Origin of the sequence: Floridaenema evergladense BLCC-F167 (assembly GCF_041929205.2) — a bacterium.
In the GTDB taxonomy this organism is placed as follows: domain Bacteria; phylum Cyanobacteriota; class Cyanobacteriia; order Cyanobacteriales; family Aerosakkonemataceae; genus Floridanema; species Floridanema evergladense.
Genome location: NZ_CM171625.1, coordinates 240,145 through 262,986, shown reverse-complemented (window position 1 = coordinate 262,986; position 22,842 = coordinate 240,145). Strand labels below are relative to the sequence as shown.

The 22,842-nt window shown below is 38.4% G+C and carries 24 protein-coding genes; 11 read left to right on the top strand and 13 right to left on the bottom strand.

Annotation, left to right across the window (positions count from 1 at the left end; genetic code table 11):
• Window positions 1-229: 229 nt before the first annotated feature.
• The 3 genes from ACE1CA_RS01185 to galE are packed head-to-tail and all read right to left on the bottom strand — an operon-like array spanning window position 230 to window position 3,490.
• Window positions 230-1,396, bottom strand: coding sequence for a glycosyltransferase family 4 protein (locus ACE1CA_RS01185; RefSeq protein WP_413277787.1), 1,167 nt, complete (start codon window positions 1,394-1,396; stop codon window positions 230-232).
• Between the two features lie 23 nt (window positions 1,397-1,419).
• On the bottom strand, window positions 1,420-2,460 hold the full coding sequence (locus tag ACE1CA_RS01180) for a glycosyltransferase family 2 protein (protein ID WP_413277788.1): 1,041 nt from the start codon (window positions 2,458-2,460) through the stop codon (window positions 1,420-1,422).
• Between the two features lie 31 nt (window positions 2,461-2,491).
• Entirely contained in the window at window positions 2,492-3,490 is a 999-nt protein-coding gene (galE, locus tag ACE1CA_RS01175; RefSeq protein WP_413277789.1) for a UDP-glucose 4-epimerase GalE, read from the bottom strand.
• A 388-nt stretch (window positions 3,491-3,878) separates the two neighbouring features.
• Here galE and gloB point away from each other — a divergent pair, with 388 nt between their 5' ends.
• The 3 genes from gloB to dnaB all read left to right on the top strand — a co-directional run bounded on the left by gloB (window position 3,879) and on the right by dnaB (window position 6,672).
• The gene (gloB, locus tag ACE1CA_RS01170; RefSeq protein WP_413277790.1) at window positions 3,879-4,652 is read left to right on the top strand and encodes a hydroxyacylglutathione hydrolase; all 774 of its coding nucleotides are present in this window, start codon (window positions 3,879-3,881) and stop codon (window positions 4,650-4,652) included.
• A 112-nt stretch (window positions 4,653-4,764) separates the two neighbouring features.
• On the top strand, window positions 4,765-5,229 hold the full coding sequence (gene rplI, locus ACE1CA_RS01165; RefSeq protein WP_413277791.1) for a 50S ribosomal protein L9: 465 nt from the start codon (window positions 4,765-4,767) through the stop codon (window positions 5,227-5,229).
• 87 nt (window positions 5,230-5,316) lie between these two features.
• On the top strand, window positions 5,317-6,672 hold the full coding sequence (gene dnaB, locus ACE1CA_RS01160) for a replicative DNA helicase (RefSeq protein ID WP_413277792.1): 1,356 nt from the start codon (window positions 5,317-5,319) through the stop codon (window positions 6,670-6,672).
• A 150-nt stretch (window positions 6,673-6,822) separates the two neighbouring features.
• On the opposite strand, the gene ACE1CA_RS01155 is transcribed toward dnaB, so the two are convergent.
• The 7 genes from ACE1CA_RS01155 to ACE1CA_RS01125 all read right to left on the bottom strand — a co-directional run bounded on the left by ACE1CA_RS01155 (window position 6,823) and on the right by ACE1CA_RS01125 (window position 13,260).
• On the bottom strand, window positions 6,823-7,362 hold the full coding sequence (locus ACE1CA_RS01155) for an FKBP-type peptidyl-prolyl cis-trans isomerase (protein WP_413277793.1): 540 nt from the start codon (window positions 7,360-7,362) through the stop codon (window positions 6,823-6,825).
• 52 nt (window positions 7,363-7,414) lie between these two features.
• Entirely contained in the window at window positions 7,415-7,741 is a 327-nt protein-coding gene (locus ACE1CA_RS01150) for a phasin family protein (protein WP_413277794.1), read from the bottom strand.
• A 263-nt stretch (window positions 7,742-8,004) separates the two neighbouring features.
• Window positions 8,005-9,516 (bottom strand): threonine ammonia-lyase, biosynthetic, encoded by a 1,512-nt coding sequence (gene ilvA, locus ACE1CA_RS01145; RefSeq protein WP_413277826.1) that lies wholly within the window; start codon window positions 9,514-9,516, stop codon window positions 8,005-8,007.
• A gap of 205 nt (window positions 9,517-9,721) precedes the next feature.
• Window positions 9,722-10,693, bottom strand: coding sequence for an O-methyltransferase (locus ACE1CA_RS01140; protein ID WP_413277795.1), 972 nt, complete (start codon window positions 10,691-10,693; stop codon window positions 9,722-9,724).
• A 5-nt stretch (window positions 10,694-10,698) separates the two neighbouring features.
• The gene (locus tag ACE1CA_RS01135) at window positions 10,699-12,030 is read right to left on the bottom strand and encodes an ATP-binding protein (protein WP_413277796.1); all 1,332 of its coding nucleotides are present in this window, start codon (window positions 12,028-12,030) and stop codon (window positions 10,699-10,701) included.
• A gap of 273 nt (window positions 12,031-12,303) precedes the next feature.
• Window positions 12,304-12,546: an acetyltransferase gene (locus ACE1CA_RS01130; protein ID WP_413277797.1), complete on the bottom strand. Its 243-nt coding sequence runs from the start codon at window positions 12,544-12,546 to the stop codon at window positions 12,304-12,306.
• Window positions 12,547-12,681: 135 nt separating this feature from the next.
• A complete protein-coding gene (locus ACE1CA_RS01125; RefSeq protein ID WP_413277798.1) occupies window positions 12,682-13,260 on the bottom strand; it encodes a hypothetical protein in 579 nt (192 codons plus the stop codon).
• A 126-nt stretch (window positions 13,261-13,386) separates the two neighbouring features.
• Between ACE1CA_RS01125 and ACE1CA_RS01120 the strand changes: the two genes are divergently transcribed.
• From ACE1CA_RS01120 to ACE1CA_RS01100, 5 genes are all read left to right on the top strand, one after another.
• A complete protein-coding gene (locus tag ACE1CA_RS01120; protein ID WP_413277799.1) occupies window positions 13,387-14,343 on the top strand; it encodes an RsmB/NOP family class I SAM-dependent RNA methyltransferase in 957 nt (318 codons plus the stop codon).
• Window positions 14,344-14,437: 94 nt separating this feature from the next.
• Window positions 14,438-16,864, top strand: a complete 2,427-nt coding sequence (locus ACE1CA_RS01115) for a dynamin family protein (RefSeq protein ID WP_413277800.1) — start codon at window positions 14,438-14,440, stop codon at window positions 16,862-16,864.
• A gap of 192 nt (window positions 16,865-17,056) precedes the next feature.
• Complete coding sequence (locus ACE1CA_RS01110; protein ID WP_413277801.1) at window positions 17,057-17,569, top strand: KGK domain-containing protein; 513 nt, start codon at window positions 17,057-17,059, stop codon at window positions 17,567-17,569.
• A 26-nt stretch (window positions 17,570-17,595) separates the two neighbouring features.
• Window positions 17,596-17,961 carry a KGK domain-containing protein gene (locus ACE1CA_RS01105; RefSeq protein ID WP_413277802.1) on the top strand — a complete coding sequence of 122 codons (366 nt, stop codon included), beginning with the start codon at window positions 17,596-17,598 and terminating at the stop codon, window positions 17,959-17,961.
• A gap of 77 nt (window positions 17,962-18,038) precedes the next feature.
• Complete coding sequence (locus ACE1CA_RS01100; protein ID WP_413277803.1) at window positions 18,039-18,278, top strand: HNH endonuclease; 240 nt, start codon at window positions 18,039-18,041, stop codon at window positions 18,276-18,278.
• Window positions 18,279-18,575: 297 nt separating this feature from the next.
• On the opposite strand, the gene ACE1CA_RS01095 is transcribed toward ACE1CA_RS01100, so the two are convergent.
• The 3 genes from ACE1CA_RS01095 to ACE1CA_RS01085 all read right to left on the bottom strand — a co-directional run bounded on the left by ACE1CA_RS01095 (window position 18,576) and on the right by ACE1CA_RS01085 (window position 20,625).
• Window positions 18,576-18,935, bottom strand: coding sequence for a phage holin family protein (locus ACE1CA_RS01095; RefSeq protein WP_413277804.1), 360 nt, complete (start codon window positions 18,933-18,935; stop codon window positions 18,576-18,578).
• Between the two features lie 71 nt (window positions 18,936-19,006).
• Window positions 19,007-19,531 (bottom strand): hypothetical protein, encoded by a 525-nt coding sequence (locus tag ACE1CA_RS01090; protein WP_413277805.1) that lies wholly within the window; start codon window positions 19,529-19,531, stop codon window positions 19,007-19,009.
• 98 nt (window positions 19,532-19,629) lie between these two features.
• Window positions 19,630-20,625, bottom strand: coding sequence for an aldo/keto reductase (locus ACE1CA_RS01085; RefSeq protein WP_486517606.1), 996 nt, complete (start codon window positions 20,623-20,625; stop codon window positions 19,630-19,632).
• 110 nt (window positions 20,626-20,735) lie between these two features.
• Here ACE1CA_RS01085 and ACE1CA_RS01080 point away from each other — a divergent pair, with 110 nt between their 5' ends.
• From ACE1CA_RS01080 to ACE1CA_RS01070, 3 genes are all read left to right on the top strand, one after another.
• A complete protein-coding gene (locus ACE1CA_RS01080; protein ID WP_413277807.1) occupies window positions 20,736-21,338 on the top strand; it encodes a 2OG-Fe(II) oxygenase in 603 nt (200 codons plus the stop codon).
• A 212-nt stretch (window positions 21,339-21,550) separates the two neighbouring features.
• On the top strand, window positions 21,551-22,105 hold the full coding sequence (locus ACE1CA_RS01075; RefSeq protein ID WP_413277808.1) for a hypothetical protein: 555 nt from the start codon (window positions 21,551-21,553) through the stop codon (window positions 22,103-22,105).
• Window positions 22,102-22,662 carry a toprim domain-containing protein gene (locus ACE1CA_RS01070; RefSeq protein ID WP_413277809.1) on the top strand — a complete coding sequence of 187 codons (561 nt, stop codon included), beginning with the start codon at window positions 22,102-22,104 and terminating at the stop codon, window positions 22,660-22,662. Before ACE1CA_RS01075 ends, ACE1CA_RS01070 begins: the two co-directional genes overlap by 4 nt.
• Window positions 22,663-22,842: the final 180 nt, after the last annotated feature.

Here is a 22,842-nt window from a genome sequence, read left to right as displayed (position 1 = left end):
TAAATCTTGTACAATCTTTAACTGGTAGCTTACTTGATTAGGCTATTGGTTTAAAATGGAACAATTCGGTGAGGAAAGGGAACTCCTGAACTCCTGAACAATATTTTTGTTATCTTGTCCCAGGAAATCGTTGGTAGCCCTTGATTACTTGCTAAGAGCATTTTTCTTCATTAAGATTCCCCTTTTATTTCAACTTTTTCGTAGTAAACCTGTACGCTCACTTAGCCAGTTATTTTAATTGCAAACTAGCAATTAAATTGGAGAGTACAGCCGACATACTATCAACACTGTAGTAAGTTATACACCTCTCTCTTGCTTGCTTTCCCTTTTCGTTGGCTGCTGATAAATTGTGGAATATATACTCAATTTGCTGGGCAATCTGGTCTGGAGAATTTGGTTCTACAAGATAACCAGTTCCACCGAGTATTTCTGGAATATCTCCTACTTTAGTTGTTAAAACTGGCTTTGCCATTGCCATACCATCGGTTAATTTCAGTGGAAATTGCGCCCTTGCTGCCAGACTATCTCGCTGCGGAACTACTACAATATCAGCAGCAGCTAAAACTTCCGGCATTGTTTCTACAGAGCATCTAGGTAGTTTAATTATCCAACGCCCCCATTGTTGCATTAATTTATCATCATAATCATCGTAGGGGCTGCCACCAACAATTACCAATCTTAAATCTGGTTGATTCAGTTTTTCCAATGCCATTAATACATCTTCTACTCCTTTGTGAGGTCTTGGTGCCCCCGGAAACATTAAAATTCGATATTCACTAAGGTGGTAACGCTCTTTGCTAATCGTGGGATTATACTTGTGGGGGTCAAACATTTCTGTATCTTTGCCGTTGGGTAAATAGATTCCGCCAAAACGATTTTTGAGAAACTCAGTGTCTATAGTAATAGCATCGGCTTGGAAAACTAGTTTTTCCGTCCATTTGATATATAAAGGATGATCGGCATATTTCAACAACCCATCTTTTTTAAAGATATCCCTATATAAATTTTTTAAACTAAATTCATATTTCCACTCATCTCCTCCATACCAACTTAGTTCCCAGTCATCCATATCTAAAATTAAAGGACGATGTTTAAATAATCTTTTAATTAAAGCTACTCCAAAACTCGTAGGCTTCGGTTTGACTGCATATATAATATCGCCATCAATTTTTTTTAAAATTAGGGGTATTTGTTTAAATAATTCTGGATATTTGCTACCTGGTAATGAGAAAACAGACATACTTGTAGGAGGAATGGCGTACAATTCCTTCCCAAAGTTAAAACCGACAACTTCTACTTCATAATTCAGTTTTTTTAGTACTTGTCCGAGTAAAAATGCTCGGACTACTCCACCACCAGCAAGGTCACTAACAACCAAGGATACTTTTAATCCCATAAATTCCTCTTTGAATACAATGATTATTTCTGTCTTTGGGGGTTGTTATTTGAATTTTTTCCAAGTTTAGTTAGTTGAGAGAACATAGCTATGATTTTTTCTGAACGAGGCCCTCGGTATTTTTCATAAATTAAAAAGTTGGGAATTACTTGTCTAATTCTATAAATTGATTTTAGTAAATTTGGATTATTTATTTTAAATCTTTTGTCCCAAAAATAAATTGGATAATTGGTAATTTTTATCAGTCTTTCAAAGTTTTGGGTGTCTTTTTCACGAATAGTATCTTTAATGAGAAAATCTAAACCTACTTCGCAAAGCGGCACTAACTCCGGGTGTCTTTTATACACCGTTTCGTAAAATAAAATGTAATAATTTTTCATGTAAGACCATTTATTAGTTCTATTAGTCTGATGTTTGGTGTAAAATGCTCCGACTATAGGCGTGTAAATAAAATCAACTCCTGCTATTGCTAAATCTAGGGGAAAATCGCGGTCTTGCAAAGCTTTTAGGCTTTCATCAAACATCTTTTTTTGAAAAACATTTCGATTGAGCAGTAAACATTGCTGCAATACGGGAAATGGAGAATCAGCTAAAAAATCTGGAATAAGTAAACGCTGGATTAACTGCTCTCTGGTTAAAGAACCAACAATATTTAACTGTCTGTCGGTAATATTTTGTTCTTTGTCTAAATATACTCGTTCATAATCAGTGTAAAATACACTGTTGCTTTGATTTTTTCCTTCTTTATGGCTCAATTGAAACCTAATTTTGTCCTCATTAATCCAATCATCTGCATCTAAGAATTGAATCCACTCCCCTTGGCATTGTCGAAACCCGTAGTTACGAGCTGAAGATACCCCACCGTTTTCTTTGTAGAAGTACTTAATTCGGGAATCTCTGGTTACTAAATGCTCTGATACTTCTCGAGTGTTATCAGTTGAGCCATCATCTATAATCAGACATTCTAAATCTGAAAAGGTTTGATTGAGGACGCTATTAACTGATTTTTCTAAATACTTACCTTGATTGAAACAAGTAATGATAATTGATACTAGGGGAGTCATGATTCAATCCATCCTTTGGACAGAGTTTTTTTTAGTTGTGACGTTTTTGATGCCAATTCCAGGCATGGGCTATGATATCTTTGATGTTGCCGTATTGAGGTTGCCAGCCTAAAATTTTACGGGCTTTTTCGCTACTTCCGACTAACATTGGCGGATCTCCGGGACGACGATCGCACTCGATCGCTTTAATCTCTTTCCCTGTGACTTTTCTAGCAGCATCGATCGCTTCTTTTACCGAAAATCCGCTGCCATTGCCTAAGTTAAATATGTTAGAATCTCCATCATTCAACAGATACTCTAAACCTAAAACATGAGCATCTGCTAAATCACAAACGTGAATATAATCCCGAATACAAGTGCCATCAGGAGTGGGATAATCTGTGCCAAAAATTGAAACTGATTCCCGCTTACCTAAAGCTACCATTAAAACTAAAGGTAACAAGTGAGTTTCGGGGTTATGATCTTCACCTAACAAACCATTAGGATCGGCACCAGCGGCATTAAAGTAACGGAAGGAAACAGATTTAAAATCATAAGCAACATCGAAATCTGCTAAAATCCGTTCTACCATTAACTTACTTGCACCGTAAGGGTTAATTGGGTCTTGAGGATGATTTTCGGGAATCGGAATTGTTTGGGGAACACCATAAGTAGCGCAAGTAGAAGAAAACACAAATTTCTTCACGTTAGCTGCTACCATTGCTTCTAAAAGTGTCAGGGTTCCTACTACGTTGTTGCGATAATATTTCGCCGGATCGGTTACAGATTCACCTACATAAGCATAAGCAGCAAAGTGCATCACTGCGGCGATATTTCGACTAGAGAATAAGTTATCTAGTAAAGCGCGATCGCCAGTATCACCAACGATTAACTCCACCTTTAACGCATTCTCCACAATATCTCGATGTCCATAGACTAAATTATCCAAAATCACCACATCATAGCCTGAATTTTGGAGTGCTTGGACTGCATGAGAACCGATGTATCCGGCACCACCTGTAACTAGAATAGTAGGTTTGGTTTGTGACATTTTTTCCTAAATGTAACTAATCTATTAATTTCAACCGACCAGCTTGCAAATAATCAAAGATGTGATTAATTTGACGGCGATCTTCTTCAGTAATTTGTTTGTCAGAAAGTATAGCTGAGGTAAGCTGCATATACTCCTCTCGACTAACTTGACCTGAAATTAAGATCTGGTCGATTATTTGCTTAAGACTAACAGTAGACTTGCCCTGGAAGTTTCCTCTCATGTATGAAATTGACCTCTTTTATAGTTTGCCCATGTCTTGGCAGTAAACTACCACTAAGGCCAAAAAAATATTTGCAGCCGATCGATTACTAAAGCAATCATACTGCTTTTTCTTGTTGAGGCAAATTAGCTGCGTTCATTTTACTTACTACTGAGGTACCTTGGTATGCAGGTTCATCGACTCTCTGCACTTTCGGACAATTACATCTTTCTATTGCACGATCGCCAAACGAATACTGCTGCTGTAGTCGATCCAGCAGAAGCTGCGCCAGTATTGCGGGCACTGGAAACTCTGAATGCCAAGTTAGTTGCTATTTTTAATACTCACCACCATCACGATCATGTAGGTGGTAATCAGCAGTTAATAGCAAGTTTCCCCGATGCTTGTGTTTATGGTGGTGCGGAGGACAAAGGGAGAATTCCGGGACAACAGGTATTTTTAGAAGAAGGTTCTCAGGTTACTTTTGCCGATCGAGTAGCTTCCGTTATTTTTGTTCCTGGACACACTCGCGCCCATATAGCTTACTATTTTCCTCCCACTATTGCGGGTGAAGTTGGGGAATTGTTTTGCGGCGATACTTTGTTTGCTGGTGGTTGTGGCAGACTTTTTGAAGGTACTCCCACGCAAATGGTTGATTCTTTGGGGAAACTACGGAATTTACCGGACAATACTAGAGTTTGGTGTGCCCATGAGTATACTTTGAAAAATCTGCAATTTGCTTTAACTGTAGATCGGACAAATTCGGATTTACAGGCTAGATATGATGAGGTAAAAACGGCTCGCGATCGCCATCAGGCAACTGTACCATCAATGTTAGGAACAGAAAAGCAAACTAATCCCTTTTTACGTTGGGATAATCCTAATTTACAATCAGCAGTGAAGAGTCAAGACCCGATACAAACCTTTGCCAAACTGCGGGGAATGAAAGATCACTTTTAAAATTAATCAGATTTAGCGAAATGGGGAAGTTTTGCCCAATTGCGATCGTTCCCCACATTTCGCTAATATTGTAAGTTCGGATATATTTTACCCAGGCTCCACAGGAAGGCTCATGAGCAAACGAGTTCAATTAGTTTTATTACAAGATGTCAACAAGCTGGGCAGATCTGGCGACGTTGTGGATGTAGCCCCTGGCTATGCCCGTAATTATCTCATTCCCAGGCAATTTGCGACTCACGTTACTCCCGGAATTCTCAAACAAGTAGAAAGACGTAGAGAACTGGAACGTCAACGCCTTGCGGAACTCAAAGAACAAGCATTGGAGATCAAAGCTGCGATCGAAAGAGTCGGTAACTTTACCGTGCGGAAGCAGGCCGGGGAAGGAGATGCTATCTTTGGTAGTGTGACCAATCAGGAAGTTGCAGAAATCATTCAGCAAGTTACTGGTCATGAAGTCGATCGTCGCGGTATTACTTTACCCGAAATTCGCAAGACTGGTACCTACAAAGCAGAAGTTAAAATTCACCCAGAAGTATCTGCCCAAATAGAGATTATAGTTCTAGGAACTGCAAGCTAATTTAGGGTTTATCATTGGTCATTAGTCATTTGGATCTTCTTTTGCTCAATGGCTAATGGCTGACTATATAATTAGCCAATATTAATTATGGTTGACTCTATTAATTTTCCGAGTGTTGGCGATCGCTTACCTCCCCAAAATATCGAAGCTGAAGAATCGATTTTAGGTGGAATACTAATCGATCCCGAAGCAATTAACCGGGTTGCCGATCTGTTAACTCCCGAAGCTTTTTCTTTAGAAGCCCATAAAACTATTTATCGTGCTACATCAAGTTTACATAGTCAAGGTAAGCCAACAGATTTATTAACAGTAATGGCTTGGCTTGCCGATCGTAAATTATTAGATAAAATTGGTGGTCAAAGTAAGTTGGTGCAGTTGGTCGATCGCACCGTCAGCGCCGTTAACATCGACCAATATGCCAAACTCATAGAAGATAAACATATCCGTCGCAAATTAATTCATGTCGGTCATGAAATCACCCAATTAGGTTACGATACAGCTAAAGAATTACCAATTATTCTTGATGAAGCCGAAGAAAAAGTTTTTGGCATTACCCAAGAACGACCCCAACAAGGTTTAGTATCAATTGGAGAAACAGCAGGTTATATCTATCAAGAAGTAGAAAAGCGCAATCAAGACTCAGCAATTTTACCCGGTTTAAGTTGCGATTTCTACGATTTAGATGCCATGACAGGCGGTTTTCAGCGTTCTGATTTAATCATTGTAGCTGGCAGACCTTCGATGGGAAAAACCTCATTTTCAGTCAGCATTGCCCAAAACATCGCCGGAAAACATCGATTACCAATTGCTATTTTCAGTCTAGAAATGTCGAAAGAGCAATTAGTGCAAAGAATGTTATCTAGCGAATCAGAAATTGAGAGTAACCGTTTGCGATCGGGTAGAATCAGTCAAAACGAATGGGACTCTTTAAGTAGTGCATTAGGAGTATTAACCGAACTCCCAATTTATATTGATGACTCAGCCATTATCACAGTCACCGAAATGAAAAGCCAAGCCAGACGCTTGCAAACAGAAATTGGCGGAGAATTGGGATTAATATTAATAGATTACTTGCAATTAATGGAAGGAGGCGGCGATAATCGAGTCCAAGAATTATCCAAAATTACTAGAAGTTTAAAAGGTTTAGCCCGTGAATTAAACGTACCAGTAATCGCCCTATCTCAGCTAAGTCGAGGAGTAGAAGCCAGAACAAATAAACGCCCAATGATGGCAGATTTGAGAGAAAGTGGATCGATCGAACAAGACGCAGATTTAGTAATTATGCTCTATCGTGATGAATACTACAACCCAGACTCTCCCGACAGAGGCGTAGCAGAAATCATCATTACCAAACACCGCAACGGCCCAACCGGAACAGTAAAATTACTCTTCGACCCGCAATTTACCCGTTTCCGAAATATGGCTTCATCTCATCGGGGATAGGGGACTGGGGACAAGGGCGAGTTTTGAGTTTTGAGTGATGAGTTTTAAGTTATTAATTCAAAACTTAAAACTCATCACTAACGAAGGGACAAGGGGACAAGGAGAATTTTTTACCTTTTGCACCTCTGCCCTTCTGCACCTCTGCCTTAACTACTGTATTTTCAACAGTTCCACATCAAAAACCAGAGTAGCGTTAGGGGGAATAACTCCACCTGCGCCACGAGTACCGTAACCTAATTCTGGGGGAATAATTAATCGACGGCTACCACCAACTCTCATGGTGCTGAGTCCTTCGTCCCAGCCTTTAATCACTTGTCCCATACCTAATTTAAAGGAAAAGGGCTGATTGCGATCGCGCGAACTATCAAACTTCTTCCCATCCTCCAACGTGCCAGTATAATGGACGAACACCGTCTGACCAGCGTTCGGAGTAGCGCCAGTACCCTCTACCAACTCCAGATACTTTAGACCAGAAGGTGTTGTCACGACTTCTTTATCAGAATCAGCACTTGATGGATTAGACATAATATTACTCGCAAATAAAGTACCTTGAGATGCTGTAGCCACCAGCTGTTGAGTTCCCGTCAATTCATCAGCTAAAGCTGGTTTTTGAGGACTGCTAAGTTGCGCCACCAGCAAAATTAACCCACAGACCAGCATAACTACACCGCTGATCACAATTGCTTTCAAAATTCTTCCTCCCTGAAATCTTTGCAGCTGCGATCGCATCCTATCAGTTTTCTTAGCGCCACAGCTTATTTTCCAAATCACGCACCTGACGTTCCAAACGGTCAATCCTTCCCCGCAACTCATCCACTTCCGACTGACGCGCCACACCCAAATCCTGCATCATATTTCGCATCTGGCGTTGCATCTGCGCCTCAAAATTGCTACCTTGATCTGACTTCAACTGATTCATCAAATCATCAACAAACGCCTTCGCCTGGTCAGGATTAATTTTACCTTCCCTAACCCATTGATCGCTGACTTCCCGAATTTTTTCTGCCATTAAAGATGTCGTACCTACGCCTATCATCAATAGCTGCTTCAGCCAATTATTGCTGTCCATGCTCGTTTCCCACTTCCTTGCTCAAAAAAAGCAACTGAAATATCGCCAATGTAGTTATGCTGGAGTTTGTGCATTCCAACACACAATTCCATTGTGTCATCCGATTTGAGATTTGAGATTTGAGATTTCAAAACTCAGAACTCACAATTCTGTCAAGCATGAGTTAATGGAACCTTTGAGCCAGTGATTGACACTCCTGGGCTATCAAGGTACGAGGATTCTTGGTTCATGGAGGTTGTCAACATGAAGCTTAACAGTAAACTCTACCCCAAAAACAACTTATAAGCCGGATTTTGACTTTCATCCCAATAACGATATCCCAAGGTATCAAGAAATGCTTGCCACTCTAGCATCTCATCAGGTGGTACTTGAATTCCTACGACTATTCTGCCGTAATCCGATCCATTATTGCGATAGTGAAATACGCTGATATTCCAATTCGGACTCATGGAATTAACAAATTTCATCAATGCGCCGGGACGTTCAGGAAATTCAAAACGGTACAATAATTCATTGTGTGCGAGTGGAGAACGTCCGCCTACCATGTGACGCAAATGTAATTTAGTAAATTCATCATTTGTTAAGTCAATTGTTTTTAATCCATGCGCTTCAAAAGTTTCTACCATTTTGGCAGCATCGGCACGATTTTGTACTTGTACACCGACAAAAATGTGAGCAATTTTTTCATCTGCAATGCGATAGTTGAATTCAGTTAAACTGCGTCTTCCCATACATTCGCAAAACTTGCGGAGACTACCAGGAGTTTCAGGAATTGTGACAGCAAAAATAGCTTCACGATTTTCACCTAGTTCTGCTCTTTCGGCGACAAAACGTAGACGATCGAAATTCATATTAGCACCACAAGCGACAGCAACTAAAGTTTGTCCTTCAATTTGTGCTTTTTCGACGTAAGCTTTAGCACCTGCGATCGCTAATGCGCCAGCTGGTTCTAAAATTGATCTTGTATCCTCAAAAACATCCTTAATTGCCGCACAAGTATCATCAGTATTCACCAAAATAATATCATCTAAATATTCCTGACACAGGCGAAAAGTTTCCTCTCCCACTTCTCGCACTGCTACACCATCAGCAAATAAACCAACTTGCGATAATTGAACTCTTTTACCTGCTTTCAAAGACTGATACATGGCATCAGCATCCACAGGTTCTACACCAATAATTTTAATATCTGGACGAATGCGTTTTACATAAGCACCAATACCAGAAATTAAACCACCACCACCAATTGCCACAAAAATAGCATGAATTGGTTTCTGATATTGTCGCAGAATTTCCATGCCGATCGTACCCTGTCCAGCAATCACATGAGGATCGTCAAAAGGATGAATAAAAGTTAACCCTTTTTCTCCTTCCAACTGACGCGCATAAGCACAAGCTTCATCAAAAGTATCGCCATATAAAACTACTTCTCCGCCTCTAGCTTTCACCGCATCAACTTTTACTTGCGGCGTAGTTACTGGCATCACAATAATCGCTTTTGTTCCCAATTTTCTAGCACCAAGGGCAACACCTTGGGCATGATTTCCCGCAGATGCCGCAATCACACCTTGCGCTAAAATATCTGGCGGCAATTGTGCCATTTTGTTATAAGCACCTCGCAATTTAAAAGAGAAAACAGACTGCATATCCTCCCGCTTTAGCAAGATTTTATTGTTTAGTCTTTTAGAAAGATTAGGAGCGTATTCTAAAGGAGTTTCTTGGGCAACATCGTAAACACGGGCGGTAAGAATAAGTTGGAGGTAGTCGCAGAACATGGCGAAAGGGCATACAAAGGACACATAGAGTCCAATTTTACCAAATTACAGAAAGCTAGAGTAGACATGGCTTGAGGTAAAGCGACTTGGGTGCTATTTAGAGAAATTGTTTGGATCAATTAAGAAAGAGGTAATTGACGCGGAGATAGAAGAATATAATTGTTTAAAATTTTGAATATCCTACAAAAATATAGCAAGCGAGTAATTACATAAACATTTCTACGAAAGAAGGAAAATATTTATATAATTCTGCATAGGATTTAACATCTTTAAGGGGGATACAAATTCGCTGCACAGCATTGCAATCATCTGTAGGCATTTGGCTATCTAGATACTGGATTTCTTTAAGTGTAAGATTCGGTACATTTATTTCATAAGGTTCATCTAATTTGGTTACCTGAAAATTTTTATTAAATTTACATTGTTCTGCCAAATTACAGTAGCTATGCTCAAAAAGGAGCCATCCAATTGTTAACATACGAGAACCGTCAGCATAACGAAAATCAAAAATTTGCTTATAATTAAGCTTTTCATCGGCTGAACGGGTTGAGTTGATGGTAATAATACTTTGTTCTATTTGATTATGAATTATTCTCTTATACAAATTTCCAAGTCTTTTCCCAGTCAAATCAATCGATTCTAGGTTAATGGGTATTTTCTCTTTAGGCAGTCTTTCCTGTAACTTATCTTCTCTAAACTGAGCTATCTGTTCTATAGTCAAACCTTCTTCTCCAGGTCGTTCTGGTTCTGCACTAACTGTAACAATTAAAACACTGCCAGATACTAATTTGCCTATAAGAGTATCAATATCATCTAGGATTGTTTTTTCTAATGGGCTATCATAATCAAGCCATACAATAGATTTTTTATTCCATTCAATTGTCGGAAGAACTTCATAGGAAGCTCCGTACTTGATTTTTATACACCCAAAAGGTTTATTATATTCAAAACGCTCTTTAGCGTGCTGATCTTTTTCTATACTTATCATGTCTTCAATATGTAAGGATTTGTGAAAAAGAATAAAGTCACTAAAGTAAGTTGATCCAAAACCTACATATCTATAACTTGTAAGTTCTCCGAATGGACTTAAGCATCGGAGTGAATCGCAGATCATCTTTCTTTCTACTGCTTTTGCAGGACGAAGACGGTAATTAATTTTTGAATAACTACCAGCCATTATACTTATCCTTCGTTATGTAAATAGTAATCAAAGGTTTTTTCACCAACCTCTTTATAGGATGAAACATTTAATAGTTCTTTGGCTAGTTCAATTTCTTCTATTGGTTTACTATAGTGTATGTTGCCACGCTTTTGACGAAGTGGAATTGCCGATTGCTCAGGGATTTCAAAGGTAGGACTTGTATCTGCTTCAAACACAGAATGAAGTGAAGTTTGCAAGTATGCTTGATCAAGTAAGCTCTCAGGTATTTCACCACGTTCTACGCGGCTCTTTTCGTCTGCCATTTTCCTCAAAAATAGAATAACAGGAGCCGTTAGTTGATATATTTCTTGTTTGATGGATCTGTAAATTGGTGAATCGTAATCAATCCCTGTTTTTGTCGTCGTCCAAGGTAAATAAGCAGCATCATCAGACTCGAAAAAAGCATAACCTCTAAAGAATGCAAAATCAGCATGATATTTTGGGAAGCCATTTTTTGTACCCCAGCCCGTTATTTCCGTTTGGTCAGCTTCAAGAACCATACGTTCATTGCAGAATATATACCATCCACCTTCATTTAGCTTCCTATCTGATACGCCCGCATATAACCTAACCTGAACTGGTGTGTCTATTTTATGGCTTCCAAAATAATGAAACTCTTTTTCAAATTTTGCAACTTTAATCTTGTCCGAAGTACGAAAATTAAGGGGAGCCGGATGCAGAGTCTCATCATTTATACTAATGCTTAAGCCTTTTTTTATTTTTAATGAATATGCGATAGTTAATTCTTGCTTCAGTTGAGATATAAAATTTTCTAATCCTAATTCCTCCGATACGCTTTCATGCAAATTTTCAATTAATATTTGAGTTCCAACGTCACTGAATGTAGAATTGCTATTTTCTTGAACGTCTAAAAATTCAAATGTCCATTCAGGCTTATTTTTCCATTCTTCTACATCTTCTGCGACTACAAATTTTGAGCTAGAAGTAGTTGATTCAACTCTAAATTTTTTTCCGATCTTGAAAAACGCTCGCTTCATCCCAATTCCAAATCTTCCGATTGATTTTGGTGTTAATTCAGCATCACTGGGTCTTCCAAATTTGAAAGCATACTCCTCTGCCTCCTTTACCTCTATTCCTCCACAATTATCTCGAATTTCAAATTTCTCTTTGTTAGCTAAAATTTTTATCCAAAGCCCTTCATAATTTTCATTACTCTGGAAATGAGTTGCGCCATCTACCGAGTTATCAACCAAATCAATAATAGCTCGAATAAGTGGGATATCTCGCACCAACATATATATGAATAAATCTTTAGTTGGTTCGGCATGAATTACCCTTTTATGATCACTCATTTGATTTCACTTCTTTCTGAGTACGCTTTTTCTGGCGTAACTAGTTTTGCAAAAAATAATCTCCCTAGAGCAAATAGTAGTTTTTAAACATAACTTCAACGTAACGTGAACATTTATGTTCAATCTTATCTTATGCTGTCCACTTCAAGCAAATCTAAATTTTACTTAACACTTCTGCTGACAAAAAATAGTAGGGTGCGTTAGGTCAAGCCGTAACGCACCATCAAGTAACAAAATTTTGCTGCATTAACGCAATGTAATGCACTCTACAATTTATGGGGTTGCCATTAGTGCAACAGGTCGCGGAGGAATTTCATTATAGTGGGAGTCTATCCAACAAATGGGTAGAGGTTCGCTGGAAGGAAAAACCAATTCTGATTTCAGGAATATTTCCGGTTCTTGCATTTCTTCCCCGCAGTGAAATTGACCTGTAACTTCGGTTTTACAAGGGTTATAGAGATCTACGATCGTCAATATTTCAATCAAATCCCCGGTTTGCTTCTGTTTGAGAAACATAACGCCTCCAGGTTAAATACGCCTCTATTTATTAGATATCACATTTTCCATAGCAAAGATATTAAATTTTGTCAATGGTAAAAATGATGAAAAGAAAACAAATCAATTGAGTTTTTACTAAGGGTTTACACTGAGTTAATCAGGTAAGGCAAAACCTGTGCGAGGATCGCGAATATACAAACCAAGAACTAAAGAATTCATCACTGTATCCCATACTGGAATTAGCTTTTCTGCTTGATCGGCCCAAAAATCGAAGGTAATTAAACATTGCACACCAGAACCTAAACCAATGCAAATTCGGGAGAATGCTTCGCGGTTTTCGTTGGGGTCAATAAATTTAATTTCTGTCCAAACAACACGGGCAGTTTGACGTTTGAATTGGATGATTTCTCCTTGTGCGATCGGATTCCGTTCATCATCTCGAACAATCTGCTTTAATAGGTGAACTAAGGGAAAATCTGACCAATCCCCTTGAGGTAATAAATTAAAAGAAGCTTCTAAACGACAATCATCATTTGGTGGCTTTTTATCTAAAAACCGAAAAGACTTTGTATCTGGTTCAAAATGCCAATCTTCAGGAACATCGAAGCGCAACGCCCCTCTTCCAGCAACAAAGATGCGAGTTCCTGGTGTTGATTTCCAGTTATGATCTTCTTTTAACTCGATGGTTTGTTTGATCCATTGGAGATCGTGCTTTTTACCTTTCTTAGCCATAAATACTCCCTTGTTCGCTTCTCTATATTGTGCCGTAGGTTGAGCGATTCGTTTAGAATACGAGCATTGCACTACTCATTCAAAATTCTTATAGCCTCATTCCAGTCTAATATGTAACTAATAAAAATGGAAAAAACTTCTAATTTGCTAATTAAACTGAGTCGCCGCTTATTTACAGATCCTAGTTCACAGGAAGAATTTGTTACAGCATTAACTCAACCTCAACCTTTCCATCCTTGCATTCTTTGGTGTCGAGAAAAACCGGATGAAGTGCCTTTTTTAGTTGAAACTCCGACAGCTTGGCAACCAAAATTTATTGATAGATTAGCTTTAGATAGTAAACCGGGGCAACATTCTTTACACAATGAAGGTTATTATTACTGCTTAGATTTTTCTTCGGTTTTTGCTGCTTCTGTTCTATTAACAATTCCCTCTCCAGTAAAGGTAGTGTTTGATATGTGTGCTGCGCCGGGAGGAAAGGGAATTTTTGCTTGGCGACTTTTCCAACCAGAATTATTAATTAGTAATGAGGTGATTGGTAAGAGGTTGGGAATGTTGATTTCTAATTTAAAAAGATGTCAAATTCAACCATTTGTTGTTATAAATAGAGATTCTAGTGTTTTAGCAGAAAGCTTTGCTCAAACTAGCGATCTAGTGATTGTTGATGCTCCTTGTACGGGACAATCTTTGTTAGCGAAGGGTGAAAAGGCGATCGGCTGTTTCCATCCAGCTAATATTAATCAATGTGCTAATCGCCAAAAGAGAATTATTGCTAATTCAGCGAAAATCGTAGCGCCGCAGGGGTATTTAGCTTATATGACTTGTACCTATTCACCGGAAGAAAATGAGGAAGTTTGCGAATGGTTAATTAAGAAATTTCCGCAATTTGAGGCGATCGCAGTTGAGCATTTAGAGGATTATCGATCGCACTTAACTAACCTCCCCTGTTACCGAATTTTCCCACAAGATAAATTAGGTGCTGGTGCGTTTACTGCCTTGTTTAAAAACACAGAAACCGGGATAAAAAATTTGCTTAATTCAGATATTTTAGAAAACTTTACTATTATGAAACTTCCCAGTTAAGAGAATTAACAGAAAAAATTATTGACAACGTGAGTTTCGGGGAGCAATTTGGGAATACTGAGAGCAGGAGTATAAAATTGTTCAAATAACTACCATGATTCAAGTATTGCCAGCGTGTCAAAACCTCCAAGAACAAGTTGAATTAATATTACAACTGTTGCATCAGGAGGCATCTTTGCGATCGCAGGATACCACCGCTGTAGAAGCTTCCCTGCGAAAGGCGATTTCTCCCAAGTTTGAAATTGTGTTTGCGGGTGCGTTTAGTGCGGGGAAATCCATGCTAATCAACGCTTTGCTAGAAAGGGAGTTGCTTTACAGTGCGGAAGGGCACGCAACGGGAACCGAATGTTATATCGAATACGCGGAAACTGAGGATCGAGAACGAGTTGTTTTAACATTTTTGAGTGAGGCAGAAATTCGCGAACAAGCGTTAACTTTATGTAAAAAATTAAGTTTATCTGCACCGCAAAACATCAACCAACCAGAAGTAATTGATTTGCTTTGTCAAGGATGCCAAGCAATTGTTCAGCAAGAAGGTGGCGAAAGTAAATCGGAACGGGCGAAACAAGCAAAAGCGCTGTTATTGTTATTAGAAGGATATGTAGCAAATCGGGAACATATTCATACTTTGAATAACGCTACTTATTCAATGGAACAGTTTAATTTTTCTAACTTAAAAGAAGCTGCGAGTTATGCGCGACGGGGAAATAATAGCGCAGTTTTAAAACGTATTGAATATCACTGTTATCATCCCTTATTGCAAGATGGTAATGTGTTAATTGATATGCCGGGAATTGATGCGCCAGTCAAGAGAGATGCAGAATTAACTTATCGGAAAATTGAAGATCCAGAAACTTCGGCGGTTGTCTGTGTTTTGAAACCTGCATCGGCGGGTGATATGACAACGGAAGAAACGGAATTGTTGGAAAAAATGCGAGCAAATCCGGGGATTCGCGATCGCGTTTTCTACGTTTTTAATCGCATCGATGAAACTTGGTACAATAGCCAATTAAGACAACGCTTAGAAGATTTAATTCATTCGCAATTCCGGGAGACACCAAAGGTTTATAAAACTAGCGGTTTGTTGGGATTTTATGGCAGTCAAATTAAGGGAACTAGTGGGCGCGATCGCTATGGTTTAGATACCGTCTTTGTTGAAAGCGTCAAAGGTTTAAATGGACAAGAAGAAACGCCACAATTTGTCTATGCTTTTAATAATTATTGTGGCACTTCCCGCAAATTACCCAGTAATTTTCGGATTTCCATTAATGGCTATGAGTCACCCAATGAAAATTATGTGCGTATCCTTTCCGAATGGGGAACACCATTAATTAATCAACTAATTCAAGATAGCGGAATTGATGAATTTCGAGATGCCATTACTCGTTATTTGACTTTGGAGAAACGTCCTCAACTCTTTGCTAGTTTGGCTGATGACTTGCAACCTGTATGTATTAGTCTGCGAAAACACTATTTATCGCTATACCGAGAATTGGATAGTCAGCCTCGCGAAATTGAAGCGATGAAAGCGCAGGAATTAAGCAGATTAAATCAGCAGTTACAACAAATTGGACAGGAATTTCGCCAACATATAGCGGATGAAATTAACCAAGTGGTGACAAATACTTGCCAATATTTTGAAGATGATTTTAATAAGTTGCAATCACGGATGATTCGCCGTTTAGATGAGTTGTTGGATAGTTTTTCTGTGAGATCGGCTTATCAACGAGCAACTTTGAGTCATCCCCGCAATGCTACTGCGCCTTTGTTAGCGGTTTTGGTGGAAGCACTTTACTCTTTATCTAATCAATTGGAAGATATTTTAGTTGAGTCTTCCCAGGAAGTAATTGCTAGTTTTTTCCAACGTTTAGTTGAGCGAATTCGGAAGTCTGATTATTATCGCAATTTGTACCGACTTTTAGGGAATGATGGTGGTATTGAGCAACAGTTGAAAGTGTTGGAAAAACAGATAACTCAAGCTTTGATCAGTGAGGCTAAGGTGGAGTGCGATCGCTACGTGCGAGAAAGTCCTCGGTTTTACGACGAAGGAACTTTTTCAATTTATCAATTCCGCCAAACTTTACTACAAACTTCTCAAGGTTACGACTGCGAAAGCATGGTAGAAGCAGAACCAGCAATTCGTCAACTTTTAAAGTTAGACTTTGAACCCAAAGTTTCCACCACAATTAAGCGCAACTTCCGCCAAACCATCAACCAAACAATTAACACCCAATTGTTACCAATGGCGACTTACCAAGCAGATGAAATCCTACAACAATATAATCAAGCGCGTACATATTTAGAGCAAACTTTGGCGAAAGAAGCTGAAGAAAAAATCACCCGAAATAATCGATTTTTGCAAGAAGTTAAACAAAAAATCGAGGAATACAATCAAGCAATTTCTGGCATTAACGCTTGTTTACAAGCCATGCAACTGTATGAAAAAGTTCTCCCAGAAATCCGCGAAACAGATTTCATTCCCGTTGTTGTAAACGAAGAAGTTACAGAAACTTCCGAGTAAACAGTATGTAGGGTGCGTTAACTGAGATCTTGCACCAGGAGGCGGAGCCTCTATTTCTCGTTACCAGGTTCAACCTGGTAACGAGGGTTGGGAGGTTCTACCTCCATACTCTGCAAGATCTGAGTTAACGCAGTGTAACGCACCAAAACCCTAAAATAATGACCTTTTTACTGAAACAATTTGATGGTGATTATGAGTAATAAATTTCAGCTACTAGACAGAGATGATGATGTAGTTTCCTTTGAACAAGACAAAATGTTGAAAGTTGGTCAACTTAAAGAGGAAATTTGGCAAAGATTTTCTCAGTTTGCTAGAGATTCTTTCAATTACGGTCGAATGGACTTACGTTTGGAGCATTATTCAAAATTAAAGTTAATTTATGGTCTGTTCAATGAAATTAATTGGAAATGTTCGCCAAGTGAGGGAATAGATTGTGAAGTTTTAAGGCTTGGTGCTCAAAATTGGCAAAAGGGTAAACTTACAATACAGGTTGTTTTAAAATTTTTACCTCCCCTAGATCAAGAGAAATTGCGATATGTAGAGGCTAAAAAGATGGATGACAAACTGCGGGAAGCAAACGTCAAACGTTCTGAAATTATGGACATAAAAGTTATCTTAAAGTTTTGTCCAGATACTCCAGAAATAATCGAACCAGAATCGCCACTTGACGATTTAAGACGGATGATGAATGAGAATAGTAAATAGGACAATTACAAGTTCAGGAGATTAACATGGAATACAATTACTATTTGCCAAATTTTAGCGATGATGATGTTATTCAACTTTCAAATGGTCTATACAAAGTTGGTCAATTAAAAACGGCTATGGAGTTTGCAACCAATGACCAAAACAGGCTACCCCATTCACTATTTTATGCTTTACGAGACAAAGGAGTAATATTAGAAAATTTAGTTGTAACACAGAAATTGTTTGTTGATGGTTTAGATGCTGAAGCTTTAAAAGTTGGTGCTAAAGGTTGGCAAAAGGGAAAAATTCGAGTAAGAGTTACTTTAGAATTTGAACCTGAAGAACCAGAAACTAATGAACCGGAATCACCTCTTGATGATTTAAGACGAATGATGAATGATAATAGTTAGTAAGAGTAAGTAGTAAGTGCTGAAGCACTGAAGCATTAAAGTACTTACTACTTACATTTATTGTAATGGTTGATAAGATGAGTAAAACTCCTAGAATTCCTATTCCTCCAGAAGTTAGGAAATATGTTTTTCAACGGGATAAATATCAATGTCAGAGTTGTGGAAAAACTAGTGCTGAGACTGAGTTAAGCATCGATCACATTATTCCTCTTGCTACTGGTGGATCTAATGATATTAGTAATTTACAAACGTTATGTTGTAATTGCAATCAGCGAAAAAAACATCATTTCGATCCTCGGTTTCGCCGTCATTTCTAATCGGAAAATATCCCCGACTTTTTGAAAAAGTTGGGGATATTTAGGGTTAATTATCCGATCGCAACTTGATTAGTTTCTACAACAGTTGCTCCATTAACTTGACGAGCTACGTTAACCAGACTTAATTTTCAATATTAGTTGTTTGAGAACGATCGAGAATCTATAAAAACCTATTTCTCAAGAAGGAATTCACTTGGGAAAAAACGATCGCTGTTCTTTAATAAAAAAATTGATAAAGGGAACAGTTTGTTTTTTGGCATTAAGTTGCTGTTCCCTGTCAAATATTACCAAATTGGATTAGGCAACAATTCCGACCGCTCGCAAAATATACCAGAGAATTGAGTTAACAATACTTAATGCGATCGCGCCGATAATCGCACTACCAATTCCCCAACGTAAACGAAATCCCTCAACTAACCAAGCAGCTAAACCAAAGACAATAATACTGCCAATTAGAGGAATCAAACCGATGCTAACAACAGCTGTTGTAGCTCTAAACCAATTTGGGAATATACCCCAAATTCCGCTGAATGCACCAATAATTGCTCCCGCAATTAAAGCAATCCAAGGGTTGTCTACCTCAACGCCCGTAGGTAGCTTTGAGATAATTAATAAACTAACCGCAAGCACTACAACCGAAATCAAAAATCCAATCATTAAGCACTCCTTGTTATTAGCAACAGAAATCCATCATGTTAATATGAGCGACAATTTGGTAACACCTATATCTATACCTTAATTGTCAACGTTTCTTCCAACTTTCTTATCATAGACATTTCTTCATTGCTAGTCCCTACACCGAAGAAACCTTTTTCCCGAACTGCTTCTGCAACTCGGCGTGCGATCGACAAAATCCAGTTCTTGAATTCTCCTGCTTGCATCGGTGTCACTTTGGCTGCTAAAATCTTTGCCACTTCTTCAAAATAGGTTAAAGCTTGCTGACGGCCTTGAGAAGCATTATCCAAATTCTGAAGATATGACAGCAATTCTGTCTGTTTTTGTAACATTAATGCTTCACCTTCCAAACCTCTCTTTGCGTCAGCTTGGTTTAAAGAAGCAACTAATGATTTGACTAAATCATTTGTAATATCTTCCCGTTGTTGTTCCGTAACCATAATCTCCAACGCCGCCCGGAGTTCTTTTAGAAAAGAAACCGGATCGGTTTTATCAGCTAAAACCAATGCTGCAATTGCTTGCCAAGGCGCTTGCATCAACATTGACCATTCACTATCAGTAAAATATTGTTGTGCCATATTTAACCACCTCAAACTGAAAGTTTAAGTATTAGAGTACAAGCAAAAAATAGCAGAGCAAAATAAAGAAAAGATTAAGAAAGAAATAGTAAATAAATTTACTTGGTTTGAAAGATGTTTTGTACCATTTTTTTATTAGTGTTAGCAGCAGCTTTGTCAAGTTCTGCAACTTCGTTAGCATCAAGTTGCCAACCTAAAGCACCAAAATTATCCTTTGCTTGTTCCACAGACTTTGCCCCAGGAATGGGAATAGTTCCTTTACAAATACACCAATTAAGTGCTATTTGTGACATGGTTTTATTTCTACTTTCAGCAATTTCTCTTAAACAATCTAAAAGCGGTTGAATTCCTGGTAATATTTGACTAAAAGCTAACCTGCGAATTCCTTTAGGTAAAGCCGTTTTTTGGGAATATTTCCCCGTCAATAAACCCAAAGCTAAAGGACTATAAGCAATTAATTTAATTCCCAATTCATCACAAACATCTTTTAATCCCAATTCAGTAATAGGATAAGTTGATAGTAATGAATATTGCACTTGTAAACTAGTAATTGGAATTCCTCGATCGGCAAATCGCTGATGTACCTTTTTCAGTCGTTTTGAACCGTAATTAGATAAGCCAACTCCTTTAACTAATCCTTGTTCATAAAGGTCAGCTAAACCATCCAAAAGCGCCCATTCTTGCCAAGGGAAATAATTAGCTGTAGACCAGTGCATTTGCACCAAATCTATATTTCTTCCTAAACGTTTTGCCGAAGCTTTACCAGCATTAACCATTGATTGACGAGTTAATCTCCAAGGATAAGCAGCTAATTTAGTAGCAATACAAATATTTTCTTGATTGATGCCAGAATAGGTTTGAGAAAACTTTCCTAAAAGCGTCTCGCTGCGACCATTTAACTTACCAGTTCCGTAAGAATCTCCGGTATCAAATAAAGTCACGCCGTTACTAACACAAAAGTTAAAAACTTGTTGCAATTGATTATCCATGCTGGGTTCATATCCCCAAAGCAGACGATTTCCCCACGCCCAAGTTCCACAGCCCATAATTGGAAGATTCAGGTTTTGATTTTGCATATTGACTCGCTGTTGCATTTGTTAAAATATTAACTACGATCGCACCGATCGCTACTATATAATAAACTGTTGTAAACTAAACTTGGAAAAAATCTACTTTTATAGCCCTGAACTTTCAGCCAATACCCGTGAATTACTATCAAAAACATCCTAACGCTTTTTCACTCAATTACCTCAGCGATTTGCGAGGAGAAATTCTCGCTTGTCCTTATTTCGCCGTCAACAACCTCAACCGTGATTTCATTGGTACTAAAGGTTTTTCAGTAGTGTTTCATCGGTCAGAAATTGCCGAAGTTGAACAAAAATTCCCCTTTTTTAAACCTTATTTAGACCGAGCCTTAGAGCCTTCATGTAATGCTTTTTACCTGAATCCGTTGCTACTTCAGGAAGGTTCGCGTGTCGATCCACATATCGATCGCTCTCTCCGATCGTACTGCAAAACCATTGAACCGCCAATGTGTGTCAGCGTACTTTACGTACAAGTACCAGAAAATTTGCAAGGAGGAGAATTAGTACTACGAAATCATAAACAACAAGTCGGACAAATTAAACCCCAAGTTAACACATTGGTTTATTTTCAAGGAGATTTAACCCATTCTGTAAATGCGGTAAAATCTTCTGGAACTCGTTTAAGTTTAGTTTGCGAGCAATATAGTTTGAGTGAAAAAAAATTGCAAGACATTCCAGAATTTACAGTAGAATCAAGAGCAATGAAAGTGAAAAAGAAGTAATCAACAAATAACGCTAAAATTTAGTCATAGTCGCAATAATACCAAACCCAAGGCGATGCAAGATCTAAGTTAACCGTTGAATCTGTATCCAGTAATGCTTCCACATAGGGCAAAATAAATAGTTAGATAATTCTAGTCAAGCTCAGTCTGTTGTTTTTAAATCGGATAGAGCTAAACAGATAAGTGAAAACCGTTTTGTTGGAGGATTAAAATTGGCGACAGCAGCAGAATACGAAAGTATGATTACATCACTGCAATGGGATGGGTTAAGAACGCTATGGGATAACATCGAGAATCGCAACACCCCAGGATGGGAACCGGGGAAAGCTTTTGAGTACCTGGTTCTACGAGCATTTCAACTTGATGGTGCAGCGGTAAGATGGCCTTACAGAGTGAACCTTTTTGGGGAAGAAGTTGAACAAATTGATGGTGTTGTCCATTGTTCTGGACTTTCTTGTTTAGTTGAAAGCAAAGACTTTGCAGACAGAAAACCAGTTAATATCGATCCTATTGCTAAACTCCGCAATCAACTTTTACGTCGTCCCGCAGGTACAGTTGGATTAGTTTTCAGTCGAACTGGCTTTACAAATCCAGCACTTATACTATCATGCTTCTCCATTCCACAGGCAATCCTGCTGTGGAATGGAGAAGATATAAAATATGCGTTAGATAATGAAAATATCTCTGAAATATTAGTCCTGAAATATCGTGCATATATAGAAGATGTACAGCCTGATTACAACGTTAGAGAGAGATATATCCCATGATAGCTTACATTGTTTGCGAAGGGCCTTTCGATGCAGAATTACTTAAAACTGTACTGCCAAAAAAATTACTCAATGATGTGCCAGTGGTTTCGGCTGGTGGAGTATCTGCTGTTAAGTCACTTGCGCGATCTCTAGTGGTGCGTCGGCAAGTACCAGTTATCATTGTAGTTGATGCAGATTCAGTAGTACCAGAATTAGTTCAAGAACGCCTCAAAGATATTGAGGAAATAGTTGAAAGCGTAGCTATTAACACACCAGTTAAAGTAGTGCTTGCGGTGCCTGAAATGGAAACTATATTTTTTCAAGATGCCATCTTTCTTTCACGGCTACTAGGATACAGCCCTCCTCAAAATTTACTTGATTTAGCAGTTTTTAAACCTAAAGAAGCTTTAGGTCAATTGCTTTCTGAATCAGAACCAAGCAATCATATATCCCCATTAGAAATTATTGCTCGATTATCTAATGAAGATATTGATATTTTACGCAAAGCTCCGTTTATTCAAGAAATAATTAATTTTCTTGAATTTGTACGTGAAACAACAAAAGTTCCATCTTGACAATGCACCAACCTAATAACACCTATGTACTTATTCAGCGATTTTAGCCAAGGGAGATCGATCGCACTTAATTGTTCAGTTCTGTTTACCAAATGCTAGTAGAACTGAGAAATAACATCTGTATTCGGAGAATCACTTAAAACAAATACCAATGCCACTCTCATTTTGAGATCTTGAGAA

What these genes read in the sequence shown, in the direction of transcription:
- ACE1CA_RS01095 (WP_413277804.1), bottom strand. Translation starts at nt 18,935, where the DNA reads ATGATTGGATTTTTGATTTCGGTTGTAGTGCTTGCGGTTAGTTTATTA.
- galE (WP_413277789.1), bottom strand. Translation starts at nt 3,490, where the DNA reads ATGTCACAAACCAAACCTACTATTCTAGTTACAGGTGGTGCCGGATAC.
- ACE1CA_RS01135 (WP_413277796.1), bottom strand. Translation starts at nt 12,030, where the DNA reads ATGAGTGATCATAAAAGGGTAATTCATGCCGAACCAACTAAAGATTTA.
- ACE1CA_RS01085 (WP_486517606.1), bottom strand. Translation starts at nt 20,625, where the DNA reads ATGCAACAGCGAGTCAATATGCAAAATCAAAACCTGAATCTTCCAATT.
- ACE1CA_RS01185 (WP_413277787.1), bottom strand. Translation starts at nt 1,396, where the DNA reads ATGGGATTAAAAGTATCCTTGGTTGTTAGTGACCTTGCTGGTGGTGGA.
- ACE1CA_RS01150 (WP_413277794.1), bottom strand. Translation starts at nt 7,741, where the DNA reads ATGGACAGCAATAATTGGCTGAAGCAGCTATTGATGATAGGCGTAGGT.
- ACE1CA_RS01130 (WP_413277797.1), bottom strand. Translation starts at nt 12,546, where the DNA reads ATGTTTCTCAAACAGAAGCAAACCGGGGATTTGATTGAAATATTGACG.
- ACE1CA_RS01140 (WP_413277795.1), bottom strand. Translation starts at nt 10,693, where the DNA reads ATGGCTGGTAGTTATTCAAAAATTAATTACCGTCTTCGTCCTGCAAAA.
- ACE1CA_RS01110 (WP_413277801.1), top strand. Translation starts at nt 17,057, where the DNA reads ATGAGTAATAAATTTCAGCTACTAGACAGAGATGATGATGTAGTTTCC.
- ACE1CA_RS01090 (WP_413277805.1), bottom strand. Translation starts at nt 19,531, where the DNA reads ATGGCACAACAATATTTTACTGATAGTGAATGGTCAATGTTGATGCAA.
- ACE1CA_RS01120 (WP_413277799.1), top strand. Translation starts at nt 13,387, where the DNA reads ATGGAAAAAACTTCTAATTTGCTAATTAAACTGAGTCGCCGCTTATTT.
- ACE1CA_RS01105 (WP_413277802.1), top strand. Translation starts at nt 17,596, where the DNA reads ATGGAATACAATTACTATTTGCCAAATTTTAGCGATGATGATGTTATT.
- ACE1CA_RS01070 (WP_413277809.1), top strand. Translation starts at nt 22,102, where the DNA reads ATGATAGCTTACATTGTTTGCGAAGGGCCTTTCGATGCAGAATTACTT.
- rplI (WP_413277791.1), top strand. Translation starts at nt 4,765, where the DNA reads ATGAGCAAACGAGTTCAATTAGTTTTATTACAAGATGTCAACAAGCTG.
- ACE1CA_RS01125 (WP_413277798.1), bottom strand. Translation starts at nt 13,260, where the DNA reads ATGGCTAAGAAAGGTAAAAAGCACGATCTCCAATGGATCAAACAAACC.
- ACE1CA_RS01115 (WP_413277800.1), top strand. Translation starts at nt 14,438, where the DNA reads ATGATTCAAGTATTGCCAGCGTGTCAAAACCTCCAAGAACAAGTTGAA.
- ilvA (WP_413277826.1), bottom strand. Translation starts at nt 9,516, where the DNA reads ATGTTCTGCGACTACCTCCAACTTATTCTTACCGCCCGTGTTTACGAT.
- ACE1CA_RS01180 (WP_413277788.1), bottom strand. Translation starts at nt 2,460, where the DNA reads ATGACTCCCCTAGTATCAATTATCATTACTTGTTTCAATCAAGGTAAG.
- ACE1CA_RS01100 (WP_413277803.1), top strand. Translation starts at nt 18,039, where the DNA reads ATGAGTAAAACTCCTAGAATTCCTATTCCTCCAGAAGTTAGGAAATAT.
- gloB (WP_413277790.1), top strand. Translation starts at nt 3,879, where the DNA reads ATGCAGGTTCATCGACTCTCTGCACTTTCGGACAATTACATCTTTCTA.
- dnaB (WP_413277792.1), top strand. Translation starts at nt 5,317, where the DNA reads ATGGTTGACTCTATTAATTTTCCGAGTGTTGGCGATCGCTTACCTCCC.